11 protein-coding genes are annotated in these 13,595 nt (G+C 73.0%); 3 read left to right on the top strand and 8 right to left on the bottom strand.

Annotation, left to right across the window (positions count from 1 at the left end; all coding sequences use genetic code 11):
* Positions 1-191: 191 nt before the first annotated feature.
* The 8 genes from ABD220_RS12375 to ABD220_RS12340 all read right to left on the bottom strand — a co-directional run bounded on the left by ABD220_RS12375 (position 192) and on the right by ABD220_RS12340 (position 9,763).
* The gene (locus ABD220_RS12375) at positions 192-1,514 is read right to left on the bottom strand and encodes an MFS transporter (RefSeq protein WP_344123008.1); all 1,323 of its coding nucleotides are present in this window, start codon (positions 1,512-1,514) and stop codon (positions 192-194) included.
* Complete coding sequence (gene nikE, locus ABD220_RS12370) at positions 1,501-3,129, bottom strand: nickel ABC transporter ATP-binding protein NikE (RefSeq protein WP_344123006.1); 1,629 nt, start codon at positions 3,127-3,129, stop codon at positions 1,501-1,503. The genes ABD220_RS12375 and nikE overlap by 14 nt, the downstream gene beginning before the upstream one ends.
* Positions 3,122-3,964, bottom strand: coding sequence for an ABC transporter permease (locus ABD220_RS12365; RefSeq protein ID WP_344123004.1), 843 nt, complete (start codon positions 3,962-3,964; stop codon positions 3,122-3,124). Before ABD220_RS12365 ends, nikE begins: the two co-directional genes overlap by 8 nt.
* A complete protein-coding gene (locus ABD220_RS12360) occupies positions 3,957-4,898 on the bottom strand; it encodes an ABC transporter permease (protein WP_344123002.1) in 942 nt (313 codons plus the stop codon). The genes ABD220_RS12365 and ABD220_RS12360 overlap by 8 nt, the downstream gene beginning before the upstream one ends.
* Positions 4,899-4,941: 43 nt before the next feature.
* On the bottom strand, positions 4,942-6,459 hold the full coding sequence (locus ABD220_RS12355) for an ABC transporter substrate-binding protein (protein ID WP_344123115.1): 1,518 nt from the start codon (positions 6,457-6,459) through the stop codon (positions 4,942-4,944).
* Between the two features lie 373 nt (positions 6,460-6,832).
* Positions 6,833-8,056, bottom strand: a complete 1,224-nt coding sequence (locus ABD220_RS12350; protein WP_344123001.1) for an aminotransferase-like domain-containing protein — start codon at positions 8,054-8,056, stop codon at positions 6,833-6,835.
* Complete coding sequence (speB, locus tag ABD220_RS12345; RefSeq protein WP_344123000.1) at positions 8,053-9,126, bottom strand: agmatinase; 1,074 nt, start codon at positions 9,124-9,126, stop codon at positions 8,053-8,055. Before speB ends, ABD220_RS12350 begins: the two co-directional genes overlap by 4 nt.
* Positions 9,127-9,196: 70 nt before the next feature.
* On the bottom strand, positions 9,197-9,763 hold the full coding sequence (locus tag ABD220_RS12340) for a helix-turn-helix domain-containing protein (RefSeq protein WP_344122998.1): 567 nt from the start codon (positions 9,761-9,763) through the stop codon (positions 9,197-9,199).
* A gap of 175 nt (positions 9,764-9,938) precedes the next feature.
* Between ABD220_RS12340 and ABD220_RS12335 the strand changes: the two genes are divergently transcribed.
* From ABD220_RS12335 to ABD220_RS12325, 3 genes are read left to right on the top strand one after another with little or no spacing between them, the layout of a single operon-like run.
* Positions 9,939-11,408: a sodium:solute symporter family protein gene (locus tag ABD220_RS12335; protein ID WP_344123113.1), complete on the top strand. Its 1,470-nt coding sequence runs from the start codon at positions 9,939-9,941 to the stop codon at positions 11,406-11,408.
* Positions 11,405-12,889: a purine-cytosine permease family protein gene (locus ABD220_RS12330; protein WP_344122997.1), complete on the top strand. Its 1,485-nt coding sequence runs from the start codon at positions 11,405-11,407 to the stop codon at positions 12,887-12,889. Before ABD220_RS12335 ends, ABD220_RS12330 begins: the two co-directional genes overlap by 4 nt.
* On the top strand, positions 12,876-13,532 hold the full coding sequence (locus tag ABD220_RS12325; RefSeq protein ID WP_344122995.1) for a cyclase family protein: 657 nt from the start codon (positions 12,876-12,878) through the stop codon (positions 13,530-13,532). The genes ABD220_RS12330 and ABD220_RS12325 overlap by 14 nt, the downstream gene beginning before the upstream one ends.
* The last annotated feature ends 63 nt before the right edge of the window (positions 13,533-13,595 follow it).

Below are 13,595 nucleotides of genomic sequence, written 5' to 3'. Positions count from 1 at the left end.
CCGCACCCCCGGGGGCGCGGCGCCACAGTGCTCCGTTGCGGCCATCCTGCCCTGTGGTGCTGCTCCCGCCAAGGCGGCGCCGCGCGGCGGCGGACATGACCGCGGGTGCCGTGCCCCGGCCGGGACCGTGGGCCGCGCCGGGTCCACCAGCTCGTCGACGCAGCGCTCCCCGGATCCGGGCCGGCCGGTCGTCAGCGGGCTCTTCTGGCCGGCGCCGTGCTGGAGGACGAGCCGGCGGCCCCGGTGGCGCCGTGCCCCCGGAGCACGACCGGCAGTGCTGCGGCGGCGAGGAGTGCGAGCACGACCAGGGGCAGCCAGGGGGTGCCGGGCCACCAGTGGTGCCGGTCGGTGAGATCGAGCAGCTGCCCGAGCACGGCGTTGCCCGCCAGCACGGCGACGCCGCCGCAGGAAGCGGCGAGCCCGTAGTAGGCGCCCCGCCCGGAGGCGAGTCCTTCCACGGGGACGAACGACGGGATCAGGGACAGGATCGTGGGGGTCAGGAGCATGTGGCCCAGGATCAGGACGGCGACGGCGCCCAGCAGCGGCGCCATCGAGCCGGCAGCGGTCCCGGGGTGCATCGAGGTCAGGGCGGCCAGGGCGAACGCGCCGGCCTCCAGCGCGAAGCCGACCGCCAGGGCACGGCCGGGGCCCATGCGCAGGCCGGCGGCGGAGACAGGCAGCTGCAGCAGCAGGGTCAGCACGGAGGCCAGCAGGAACAGCGCGCCCAGCCAGGCGCCGTCGAGCCCCCGCCTGCTGAGTTCGACGGGCACGGCGAAGTAGAGCTGGTGGTAGGCCAGCATGTTCATCCCGGCCAGTGCGCAGAACGCCACGAAGCGCCGGTCGCGCAGGCAGGCCCACCGGGAGCCGGCCGCGGGGGGCGCGGCGGCGGGCACGTCGACGTCCCGGCCCGCCGGCACGTGGGCGGGTTCGGCCGGGAGCAGGTACCAGAGCAGGACCGTCACCGCCGCGAACACCCCGATCCCCACGGCCAGGGCCGCGTCGAACCCCCAGCCCAGGAGGACCGAGCCCAGCACCGGGCCCAGGACGGCGCCGATCTCTCCGGTGATCGCCAGCCACACGAACACCGACCGCCGGGTTCCCCTCCCCCGTCCCGGCCCGTGTGTGCCGGCCGGCTGGTCGGCGTGGGAGAGCCGGGACTCCAGGGCGGGCGAGAACAGCGCGCCTCCGGCACCGGTGAGCACTGCGCCCAGGAGGAACAGGGCGAAGTCGGACGCCGCCGCCAGCGTCGCGTAGCCGACGATGCGCACCAGGCAGCCGGTGAGGATGGCCCGGCGGGCACCCCATCGGTCGGCCAGCATCCCGCCGAGCAGGAACATGCCCTGCTGGCTGAAGGTCCGGGCCCCCAGCACCAGCCCGATGGCCGCGGCGTCCAGGCCGTACTCGGTGCCCATCGCTCCGGCCAGGAACGGCACCACGGCGTAGAAGCCGATGTTGAACACCAGCTGCGCTCCCAGCAGGGTGCGCGTCTCGGTCCGGTGGTCACGCCAGGGCATCGAGGTGCTCCTCGGGCAGTCGGTGGGTGTCCAGGATCGCGCACACCTGGGGCAGCGCCGCTGCCACCAGCTGCCTGCTGTGCTCGTGCTGCGGACGGGTGAAGAGCTCGGAGGTCTCCGCGAGCTCGACCAGCCGGCCCTGGAAGAGCACCGCGACCCGGTGGCTGAGGTAGCGGACGACGCTCAGGTCGTGGGAGATCATCACCAGGGTCAGGCCCCGGTCCCGGTGCAGGCGCAGCAGCAGGTCCAGGACGGTGCGCTGGGTCACCGCGTCCAGGGCCGAGGTGGCCTCGTCGCAGATGAGCACCGCCGGTTCCAGCAGCAGTGCCCTGGCAATGGTGAGCCGCTGCAACTGGCCTCCGGAGCACTGGCCGGGATATCTGTCCAGCAGCCCGGGCTCCAGGCCCACCTCCCGCACGACCTCGTGGATGCGTGCACGCCGTTGCTCGGGCGTGCCGTTCCGGTGCCGCAGCAGCGGGGCCTCCAGACTGGTGCGCAGGCGCATGCGGGGGTCGAAGGAGTCGTGCGGGTCCTGGAAGACGAGCTGCACGTGCGAGCCCGCCGCACCGGTGCCACCGCCGCCCGGGGGGCCGGTGACCCGACCGCTGTCCGGTGTCTCGAGCCCGACGATCAGCCGCGCCAGGGTGCTCTTGCCGGAGCCCGACTGCCCCAGCACCCCGAGGATCTCGCCTTCCCGCACGTCGAGGGACACCCGGTCCACGGCGGGACGGGCCTTCCGCCGGTTCGGGCCGAACCGCTTGGTCAGCTCGTCCAGCACCACGACAGGGCGCGCCCCGTCGGTGGCGCGCGGCCTCTCCCTGGGGGTGAGGGCCGCCGCCTCCAGGAGGGTCTTCGTGCACGGGCTCCGTGGGTCGTTGAGCACGGTGCCGGCCGGCCCGGACTCCTGCACGCGTCCGGCGTCCATCACCACGACCCGGTCGGCGTAGGCGGACACCGTGGCCAGGTTGTGGGTGATGTAGAGGACCCCCAGTCCCCGGTCGCGCCGTTCGCGGTCGATGAGCTCCAGGATCTGCCGCTCGAGCACCGTGTCCAGGGCTGACGTCGGCTCGTCGGCCAGCAGCAGCCCGGGGCGGCCTGCCAGGGCCAGGGCCACCATGGCCCGCTGGGCCATGCCGCCCGAGAGCTGGTGGGGATGGGCCCGGGCGCACCACTCGGGGTCCTCGAACCCCACTTCGGCGAGCAGTTCCAGCGTCCGGGCACGGGCCCGCGCGCCGCGGAGCCCGGCATGGAGCCTCAGCGGTTCCCGGAGGTGGTCGCCGATGGTCCGGCGCGGGTTGAACATCCGCTTGGGCTGCTGGTAGAGCATGCCGATCCGGCCGCCGCGCACGCGGGTCAGCTCGGCCTCGCCGGCCCGGGTGAGGTCCGTCCCGCCCAGCCGGATCGTCCCGGCGTCCCGGTGCACCTGGGCGGGCAGCAGGCCCAGGACGGACATGGCCGTCAGGGTCTTGCCGGACCCGGAGGCGCCCACCAGCGCCACGAACTCGCCCGGGGCCACGGTGAGGTCGACCCCGGACAGGATCGGGCGGCCGCCGGCCCCGGGACCGGCCGGCCGGTGGCTGAGATGCAGGTCCTCGACGACCAGGGGCTCAGTCATCCCGTTCCGTCCGCGCCGACGCCGGCAGCAGCATGCGCGTGCTGCTCATGTGGGCCAGCCGCTGGCCGATCAGGGTCACGCACAGCGCGACGGTGAAGACCACCAGGCCCGGGGCCAGGATCGTCACCGGCGCCCTGGCGGCGTACGGCTGGGACGCGGCCAGCATCGCCCCCCAGTCCGACTGCGGCGGCTGCACCCCCAGCCCCAGGTAGGACAGGGCGCCGACGGTGATGAGGAACTGACCGAACCGCAGTGCGGCCTGCCCGAGCAACGGTCCGGCCAGGTGCGGCAGGATGTGCCGGAGGACGACGAAGGACGGCGAGCACCCCAGCACGCGGGCGGCCTCGATGAAGCCGCGGGCCGAGACGTCGTAGGTCAGCGCCCGGGCCAGCCGGGCGAAGGGCGTCCAGCCGGTCACGGTGAGGGCCAGCAACAGGCTCAGGTGGCCGGGGCCCAGCACGGCGACCAGGAACAGGGCCACCACCATCTCCGGCAGCGCCAGCAGGACGTCGTTGGTGCGCGTGAGCAGCTCGTCGAGCCAGCCCCGCCGCCGGGCGCTCAGCACGCCGATCCCGGTGCCGACCGTGGCGGTCAGCGCGGTGGCCGCCGCGGCGGTCACCAGGGAGAACCGGCCGCCGTCGAGCAGCCGGCTCAGGACGTCGCGGCCCAGGTGGTCCGTGCCCAGCCAGTGGTCCGGGCCGGGCGGGGCGAGCCGGGCACCCAGGTCCTGGTCGGCAGGCGGATACGGTGCGATCCAGGGCGCGACGGCCACGGACAGCACGATCAGGGCCAGGACGGCCGCCGCCGCCCAGACGAGCACGGGCCGCCTACCCAAGGTGGCCCCTGAACCGGGGATTCAGCAGTCCGTGCACCAGGTCCGCCGCGGTCGTCAGCGCGACCGCCAGCCCCACGACCACCACCACGCCTCCTTGGGCCAGCGGGATGTCGCTGTTGAGGACGGCGTCGAACAGCAGCCTCCCCATGCCCGGGATCGCGAAGACGACCTCCACGATGACCGACCCGCCCAGCAGCCCGGCGAACCACACGGCCATCAGCGTGGTCAGGGGCAGCAGACCGTTGGGGATCACGTGACGCCACACGGCCTGCGGGTAGCTGAGCCCCCGGGCCCGGGCGGCGACGACGTGCTCGGCGCCCAGCGCCTCGAGCATGCCCTCGCGCACCGCCGAGGTGAAGTAGCTGATCGGGCGCAGGGCCAGGACCGCCACCGGCAGCACCGCGGATGCCGGGCTCGCCCAGCCGGCGGAGGGCAGCAGGGACAGCTGCAGGGCGAAGACCAGCACGAGCATCGGGGCCAGCCAGTACTCCGGCATCGCGATGAAGGCCTGGGTGACCGTGGTGATCACCCGGTCGGCCGGGCGCCCTTCCTGCAGGGCGGCGACGATCCCCAGCACCACGGACACCGCGGCAGCCACCCCGAGGGCCATGACCACCAGGCTCAAAGTGATCCACAGGGCGGGCAGCACCTGCTCGATCACCGGTGTCCGGCTGGCATAGGACAGGCCCATGTCACCGCCGGCGAGCCTCCCGAGCCATCGCAGGTACTGCACCGCCAGCGGATCCTCGAGTCCCAGCTCGAGCGCCAGCCCCTGTGCGGCGGCGTCGTCGACCACCTCTCCCGCGACCCGCGACCGGATGATCTTGCGCACCGGGTCCCCCGGTGTGACGTAGGGGATGAGGAAGACCACGAAGGATGCCAGGAGGACGGTGACCCCAAGGGTCGCCGTCCTCCTGGCGAAGAACGCCGTCATCGAGGCCCCTGTGCTCTCGGGTCGCGGCTGGTGCGGGTCGTGCTCACGAGCCGGACTTCGCCGTCTCCGCGCGCAGCACGTACCGCGAGAGCGGGTCCTGCACGTAGTCCTGCAGGTCGCTGCGCACCGCGTCGATGGCCTGCTCGTTGACCAGCCAGACGTTCACGGCCTGCTCCTCGAGGATCTGTCCCGCCTCGGCGTACAACTGGTAGCGCTGCTCGGTGTCGGCCGTCTCGGCGGCCCGGGCGATCAGCTCGTCGTAGTCCTCGTCGCAGAAGTGGCTGAGGTTGTAGCTGCCCTCGCAGGTGTAGTCGGCGGTGAGGAACCCGATCGGGTCGGCGATGTCGATCAGGCGGTTGCGCTGGCTGAGCACCATGTCGTAGTCCCCGGCCAGCAGGTCCGGCTCCACCGCGGCATACTCCTTGGTGGTGATGGTGACGGGGACGCCGACGCTCTTCAGGTTCTCCTGGATCACGGTCGCCACGTCGGCGAACTCCGCCCGCTCCACGATCGCGATGATCTCCAGCGGCCGCTCGGCGGTGTAGCCGGCGGCGGCCAGCAGCTCCTTCGCCGCCTCCGTGTCCTGCTGCAGTGTCCCGGCCTCCTCGGCCGCCCAGGGCTCGGACGGGGCGAAGGGCCCGGAGCTCGGCAGGGCCGCGCCCTCGTAGACGCTGCCGGCCAGGGCATCCAGGTCCAGCGCCGAGCGGACGGCCTTGCGGAAGTCGACGTCGTCGAAGGGCGCCCTGCTGTTGTTCATGTACAGCGTCGCGGTCCGCGGGGACTCGGCCTTGAGGACCTCGACCTCGGGGTCGGCCTCCAGCGCGGACAGGTTGGCGACGGGAATGGACAGGGAGACATCGGCCTCGCCGGTCTGCACCTGCGTCGCACGCGTCGCCCCGTCCGTGATGAACCGCACCTCGGCTCCGGCGAGCTGCACCGGACCGCCCCAGTAGTCCTCGTTCCGGTCCAGGGTCAGGGACTGCTTGGGCTGCTCCGAGACGGGGGTGAACGGCCCGGTGCAGTGCCCGAACGGGTCCACCCTCTCGCCCTCGAAGGCGGCGGTGGCCAGGATTCCGGTGTTGACACTGGCCAGGCGGTAAGGCACCAGAGGGCTCTCCGTCGGGGTGGTGACCCGCACCGTGCGCTCGTCGACGGCCTCGACGCCGCTGACGACGGTCGGGCTGAAGGCTCGCGCGGGGACCTCCGCGTCCAGGACGTTCTGCAGCGAGGTCACCACCACATCGGCGGTGAGCTCGGTGCCGTCCTGGAACTGCACGCCGTCCCGCAGGGTGAAGTCCCACTCCGTGGGCGAGACCTGGCGCCACTCCGTGGCCAGGGACGGCACGATCTCGCCCTGGACCTCGTCGTAGCGGGTCAGGGTCTCCAGGCATCCGGACAGGGAGAGGATGTAGGCGGCGTCGCTCTCCAGGGCCCAGTCGGCCACCGGGGCGCGGAAGTTGTCCACCACGATGCGCTGGTCCGGGTCGGCCGTCCGATCGGCCTCCCCGTCCCCGCCGCTGAAGCCGCAGCCTGACAACGTGAGAACGGTGACGACACCCATCGATGCCGATGCCCGGAGCACAGCGCGCACAAAACCACCTCAGTTCGACGTCCCTGGACGGAGCGCCCGCCGAGGACATGTGAATGATCGGGAAATCCCCCGGAGGAGAGGTTAGGCTACCCTCATTCTCCGGTCCACTCGGCTCCCGGGAATCGTCATGAACCGGCGTGAGTTCGGATTCCGCGGCAGATGTGCTAGTGAGCCCTCGGGGCCCGCCCGCCGGGGTCCCGGTCCGCGCCCGTGAGGGCAGGTTCCCGCTCGTGCATCTGCCGCAGCTTCTCCACGACCCGGCCGGAGCGCGCCCGTCGGGGAGACCTCCGCGCAGGCGTCCACCATGGAGTCCGGCACCTCCGGGGCGGCGCAGCTCAGCGGATCAGCGGCGGAGCATCTCCCCCACCCGCCGGACGCCCTCGGTGATGTCCTCCTCCGAGGTCGCGGAGTACGCCAGGCGCAGGCTCGCGGAGGCGCGCCCGTCCGCGTAGCAGGCGCCGCCGGGCACCAGCACCACCCCGTGCTCGACGGCCCGGCCGAGGAGGTCCCCGTGGCCGAGGGCCGGGTCGAGGTCCAGCCACGTGAAGAAGCCGCCGGCGGGACGCGTCCAGCGCACCCCCTCGGGCATCTCCTGCTCGAGGGCGGCCATCATGGCGGCGCAGCGCGAGCGGTACCGCTCCACCGCCCGGTCCAGGGCCGGACGCCAGTGCTCGCTGCCCACGTACTCGGCGGCGAGCTCCTGGCCGAGCACGGACGGGTGGATGGTCACGGCCTCGGCGGCGATCTGCAGCCGGGCCCGCACCGCCGGCGCCGCCGCGATCCAGCCGACCCGCAGCCCGGGCGAGAAGATCTTCGAGAAGCTGCCCAGGTGGATCACGGTGCCGGGGTCCAGCGAGTACAGGGACGGGAGGCGGTGGGCGCGGTCGAAGCCGAGCAGCGCGTACGGGTCGTCCTCGAGGATGAGCACGCCGCGCTCGGCACAGACCTCCACGAGCCGGCGGCGCCGCTCCTCGGTGGTCGTCACGCCCGTGGGGTTGGAGAAGTTCGGCACGGTGTAGACGAACTTCACCCTCCGCCCGGCGGCCCGTAGCCCGTCGATCCGCTCGGCGACCGCCTCGGGGTCCAGCCCGTCCTCGTCGACGTCCACGTGGGCGATCTCGACCTCGTAGCTGCCGAACACGCTTAGGGCACCCACGTAGGTGGGCCCCTCGGCCACGACCACGTCCCCCGGGTCGCAGAACAGCTTGGTCACGAGGTCGAGACCCGCCTGGGACCCGGCGGTGATCTGGATCGTGTCGGGCGCGGTTTCCGTGCCCTGCAGGCGCATGAGCTCCACGACCAGCCCGGGCAGGCGCTCGACCCCGGCCCCGGAGCCGTACTGGAGCACCTCGGTCCCGCGCTCGGCCAGGATCCGCGCCGCCATCGCGGCCACGACGTCGTGCGGGAGCACGCTCATGTCGGGGTTGCCGCCGGCCAGCGAGATGATCCCGGGGCGCATCGCGATCTCGAACACGGCCCGGACCGGGGAGGGCCGGAACTCCTCGGAGCGGTGGGCGAACAGCGCGGTGTGGTCGGGCCGGGGGGTCACGGCCGCGCCCCCGGTCACCGGCTCTCCCCCGCCGGCTGCTGGGCCGGCTCGGGGCCGGCGTCCCCGTAGACGTGCCCGGCCAGCCCGTAGGCGGGTCCGCCCGGGGCCGCGCCGGGGCCCAGGGCGAGCAGGGTGATCAGCTCGTAGGCCACGTGCGCGGCGGCCACCCCGGTGATCTCGGCGTGGTCGTAGACCGGGGCGACCTCGACCACGTCGGCCCCGGCCACGTTCGTCCCGCGCAGGCCGCGCAGGATCTCCAGCACCTCCCGGCTGGTCATTCCCCCGGCCTCGGGGGTCCCCGTACCGGGGGCGTGGGCCGGGTCCAGGACGTCGATGTCCAGCGAGACGTAGAGCGGGCGGTCCCCCACGCGCTCGCGCAGGTGCGCCACGACGGCGTCCACCCCCAGCCGCATGACGTCGGCGGAGGAGACGATGCCGAACCCGAAACGGGCGTCGTCGTCGAGGTCCTGCGTGCCGTAGAGCGGCCCGCGGGTGCCGACGTGGCAGACCGCGTCCGGGTCGAGCAGCCCCTCCTCGAACGCCCGGCGGAAGGGGGTGCCGTGGGTGTACTCGGCGCCGAAGTAGGTGTCCCAGGTGTCCAGGTGGGCGTCGAAGTGCAGCAGCGCGAGCCTGCCGTGGCGGGCGTGGGCGGCGCGCAGCAGCGGCAGGGCGATGGTGTGGTCGCCGCCGATCGCCACCAGCCGGGTGTCCTCGCCCATGAGCTCCTTGGCCTGGGCCTCGATGGAGGTGATCGCCTCTGAGATGTCGAAGGGGTTGGCCACGATGTCCCCGGCGTCGGCGACCTGGGCCCCGGCGAACGGGGAGACGTTCTGCGCGGGGTTGTAGGGGCGCAGCAGGCGCGAGGACTCCCGGACGTGGTTGGCCCCGAAGCGGGCACCGGGCCGGTAGGAGACCCCGGCGTCGAAGGGCACGCCCACCACCGCGATGTCCGTGTGCTCGACCTCGTCCGTGCGCGGCAGGCGCGCGAAGGTGCCCAGCCCGGCCCAGCGGGGGGTCAGGGCGGCATTGACGGGCCCGAGGACGGGGGCGCCGTCCGGGGCAGTACCGGTGATGCGCTCGGGGTTCATGGTGTGCGGTCCTCTCGGTGAGTGATGACAGGGGTGCTGACGGTGCTGGTGGCCGGGACGGGCGGGGCGCTCAGGAGCCGAGGATCCACAGCAGCACCGCCTCCTCGGCCCCGGGGTTCTCCCAGGTGTGCGGTTCGGAGCCGGGGAACGTCACGGTGTCGCCGGCCTCCAGGTCGTAGGTGCGGTCCGGGACGTGGAGCCGGAACCGGCCGCTGATCAGGTGCAGGACCTCGGTCTCGCAGTCCATGCTGTACATCGCGTCCTCTCCCCGCCCGCCGGCGGCCACGCGGGCCCGGATGACCTGGACCTGGCGCTGGGCCGACGGCGTGACGAGCTGCTCCTCGATCCCCTCGCCGCCGAGGTCGATGTGCGGGGCGTCCTCGAGCCGGACGACCTCCACGTCGGCGGGCCCGGCGAAGAGCGCCCCCACGTCGATCCGCAGCACCTGGCACATCCGCACCAGGGAGTCCACGGACGGGGAGGTGATGTCCCGCTCGACCCGGCTGACGAAGCCCTTGGTGAGACCCGCGGCGGAGGCGAGCTGGTCGATGGTCATGTGGCTGCGCCGCCGGTGGTTGCGCAGCCGCGACCCCACGGCGGCGGTGTGCCCGGAGCTCTCGATGGGCAGTGCTTTCACGACGGCGCCTCCTCCCGGACGGTTCTACCCGCCCGTCACGACCTGACCGGTTTCCAAAACATGATCTGCATCATACTATGTGGGACAACTTTTGTTTCTTGCCGAGCAACCCCGTCCCGGGGGAGCTGTCGATCGACCCCGTGGGCGCCCGCGCTCCGAGGAAGAAGTGACCACCATGAACGTGCTGATCATCGTGCTCTACCTGGTCGCCATGGTGGCGGTCGGGCTCTGGGCCAGCCGCCGGGCGCACAACGCCGAGGACTACCGGGTGGCGGGCCGCCGCCTGGGCCCGGGCTTCTACACCGGGACGATGGCCGCCGTGGTCCTCGGCGGCGCCTCCACCGTGGGCGGGGTGGGCCTCGGCTACACCTACGGCATCTCCGGGATGTGGCTGGTCGTGGCGATCGCCACCGGCCTGGCCGTGCTGAGCCTGTTCTTCGCCGGCCGCATCCAGTCCCTGAAGGTGTTCACCGTCTCCCAGATGCTGCAGCTGCGCTACGGCGAGCGCGGCGGGGCCAAGGCGTCCTCGTTCGTGATGCTGGCCTACACCGTGATGCTGTCGGTGACGTCCACCTCCGCGTACGCCGCGATCTTCTCGGTGCTGTTCCCGCTCGACCGGGCCTGGGCGATCCTGCTCGGCGGCGTGGTGGTCGTGGGCTACTCCGTGCTCGGCGGGATGTGGTCGATCACGCTCACCGACATGATGCAGTTCGTGTTCATGACGGTCGGCATCTTCCTGGTCCTGCTGCCGTTCTCCCTCTCGGCCGCGGGCGGCTTGACGGGTCTCGAGGAGCGCCTGGACGCCACGTTCTTCACCTGGGGCGGCATGGGCACGCAGGCGATCATCACCCAGTTCGTGGTCTACGGCTTCGGCATGCTGATCGGCCAGGACATCTGGCAGCGCGTGTTCACCGCCCGCTCCCCGCAGGTCGCCCGCTGGGGCGGGCTCGCCTCCGCGGCCTACGTGGCGCTCTACGGCGTGGCCGGGGCCGTCATCGGGATGACGGCCGCCGCCGTGGCCCCGGACCTCGCCTCCCCGGACGACGCCTTCGCCACGATGGCCCAGCAGTACGTCCCGGCCGGGCTCGGCGGGGTCGTGCTCGCCGCCGGTGTCGCCGCCATGATGTCCACGGCCTCGGGCGCGCTCATCGCCGCGGCCACGGTCGCCCGGGTGGACGTCGTGCCGACCCTGAGGTCCCTGTTCACCCGGCACGCGGTCCCCGCCCCGGAGGGCACCGCCGAGGCGCTGCGCGGGGACCGGGTCTACGTGCTCGTCTTCGGGGTGCTGATCACCGTGATCTCGATCTTCGTCTCCGACACCGTCACTGCTCTGACCATCGCCTACGACATCCTGGTGGGCGGCCTGCTGGTCGCGATCCTCGGCGGGCTGCTGTGGCGGCGGGGCACGAGCCTCGGCGCGGCCCTGTCCATGCTCGTCGGGTCCCTGGTGACCGTGGCGTCCATGGCGGTGTTCGGCGTCCTGGCCAACGCGCCCATCTACCTGGGACTGGCGAGCTCGGCGCTGGTCTACGTGGTGGTCTCGCTGCTGTCCCGCCCCACCCACCCCGGGGTGCTGCGGCAGTGGAACGAGCGCCTCGCGGGCTCCGGCCCGGTCGGCGCCGACCGCACGGAGGCCCGCCCGTGAGCGCCTGGTCCCGGCTCGCCGACCACCTCGACGAGAACTCCGAGGGCTACGGCCCACTGCGGGGCACGCTGGGGGCGGGCCGGATCGGGATGATCTGGCTCGCGGCGAACCTGGTGGTGACCACGCTCCTGACGGGGACGCTGTTCGTGCCGGGGGTGTCCTGGCCCACGGCCCTGGCCCTGATCGTCCTGGGGACGCTGATCGGCGGGGCGGTGCTGGTGCTCGTGGGGAACATGGGCACGCGCACCGGCCTGGCCACCATGTCCCTGACCAAGGGCTCCTTCGGGCTGCGCGGGTCCTTCCTGCCGGTGGCCGCGAACGTGGTCATCCTCATGGGCTGGAGCTGGGTGCAGGCCATGCTCGCCGGTGTCACCGTGAACTTCCTGGTGTCGCAGGCGACCGGCTTCTCCAGTCCGGTGCTGTTCTCGGTGCTCTGCCAGACGCTGGTCGTGGCCCTGGCCGTGTTCGGCCACGAGGGCATCGCGCGCGTGGAGCCGTGGCTGGCTGTGGTGATCCTGGGCATCATGGCCTGGGTCTTCACGGTGGCGTTCACCTCCTACCCGGTGGCGGACTTCGCCGCCCTGCCCGCGGATCCCGAGGCGGGTTGGTCCTCCGTCGCGGTCCTCGACGTCGTCATCGCCACGGCCATCTCCTGGACCGTGCTCTCCGCGGAGTTCAACCGGCTGGCCCGGAGGCAGTCCGCGGGCATGGTCGGATCCGGCACGGGGTACGTCCTGTCCACGGTCGCGGCCATGAGCCTCGGGGCCACCGCCATCGCCTACGTGGTGCTCGACGGCGGGGAGGCGGTCGGTTTCGATCCGACCGTGCTCGTCGCCGCCTTCGGCGCACCCCTGGCCGTGGTGGTCTTCCTGTCGGTGATGGCCACCAACACCATGGTCGTCTACGGCATGGTCTCCTCCGTGGTGAACCTCGCGCCCTCGCGCAGGATCCGGTTCCTGCCCACGGCGCTCGTGCTGGGGGCCGTCTCGATCCTGGGCTCCACCCGGCTGGGCCTGCTGGACCAGTTCACCGAGTTCCTGGTGCTGATCGGCTCACTGTTCATCCCGGTCTTCGCGGTCATGCTGGTGGACTACTACGTGGTCCGGCGCGGCGCCTACACGGCGGACATCCTGCGCGGGCGCGGCGGCCGGTACTGGTACCGGGGCGGGGTCAACCCCGCCGCCGTGGCCGTGTGGGCCGTCGGCGCCGCCACCTCGCTCGTGCTCACCTACGTGCTGCCGAGCCCCGTGGGCGCGACCATTCCCACGTTCCTCGTCTCTGCGGCGCTCTACCTGGTCTGGGCTCTCGCGGCGGGAAGGATCGTGGCCGGCCGGCCGGCGCAGCGCCACCTCTCGGAGGCGGCGGACGGGAGCGAGGCTGCGGACGGGGCCGGTGGATCCGGCGCGGCCGGCCGGGTCGGCGCACTCGGCGCGGCCGGCCGGGTCGGCGAGCCGGAGGAGAACGCCAGTGCGCCTCGTTGACCTGAGCCACCCCGTGGAGGCCGGGATGCAGGTCTTCCCGGGGGACCCGCCCGTGGACTGCCGGCTCGCGGCGTCCGTTCCGCGGGACGGCTTCCAGGTGGCCGAGCTGCACCTGGGCACGCACAGCGGGACGCACGTGGACGCACCCCTGCACACCGTGGACGGGGGCCCGGCCGTGGACGAGCTCGACCTCTCCCTCCTGGTGGGACCGGCGCGCATCGTGCACGTACCGGGCCTCCGGGAGCGGGAGACCGTCCGCTGGGAGCACGTCCGCGCGCAGCTGGAGGACGTCCGGGGCCGCACGATCGTGCTGTTCCGCACCGACTGGTCCCGGCACTTCGGCACCCCGCGCTACCTGGCGCACCCGGTGCTGGACGTGGAGATCGCCGAGCACCTGCTGGCGGCGGGCGTGCGCGTGCTCGGCGTGGACACCCTCAACCCTGACCGCACCCCGGACGCCGCCTCGACCGGCCCGCTCGCGCTGCCGGTGCACGCGGCGGTCCTGGGGGCAGGCGGGGCGATCGTCGAGAACCTGACGAACCTGCACGCCGTCACCTGGCAGGACCCGCTGCTGAGCGCCCTGCCGCTGCGGCTGCGCGGACATGACGGCTCCCCGGTGCGAGCGGTGGCGATGCAGCTGTGAGACCCACCCGGGCCCTGTCCGTTCGCCGCCCCGAGCGCCACGACACCGTCGACGCCGTCGACA

The organism is Kocuria aegyptia (genome assembly GCF_039530085.1).
Classification (GTDB): domain Bacteria; phylum Actinomycetota; class Actinomycetes; order Actinomycetales; family Micrococcaceae; genus Kocuria; species Kocuria aegyptia.
This window is presented reverse-complemented; position numbering and strand designations above follow the sequence as displayed.

What these genes read in the sequence shown, in the direction of transcription:
- ABD220_RS12375 (WP_344123008.1), bottom strand. Translation starts at nt 1,514, where the DNA reads ATGCCCTGGCGTGACCACCGGACCGAGACGCGCACCCTGCTGGGAGCG.
- nikE (WP_344123006.1), bottom strand. Translation starts at nt 3,129, where the DNA reads ATGACTGAGCCCCTGGTCGTCGAGGACCTGCATCTCAGCCACCGGCCG.
- ABD220_RS12360 (WP_344123002.1), bottom strand. Translation starts at nt 4,898, where the DNA reads ATGACGGCGTTCTTCGCCAGGAGGACGGCGACCCTTGGGGTCACCGTC.
- ABD220_RS12355 (WP_344123115.1), bottom strand. Translation starts at nt 6,459, where the DNA reads ATGGGTGTCGTCACCGTTCTCACGTTGTCAGGCTGCGGCTTCAGCGGC.
- speB (WP_344123000.1), bottom strand. Translation starts at nt 9,126, where the DNA reads ATGAACCCCGAGCGCATCACCGGTACTGCCCCGGACGGCGCCCCCGTC.
- ABD220_RS12335 (WP_344123113.1), top strand. Translation starts at nt 9,939, where the DNA reads ATGAACGTGCTGATCATCGTGCTCTACCTGGTCGCCATGGTGGCGGTC.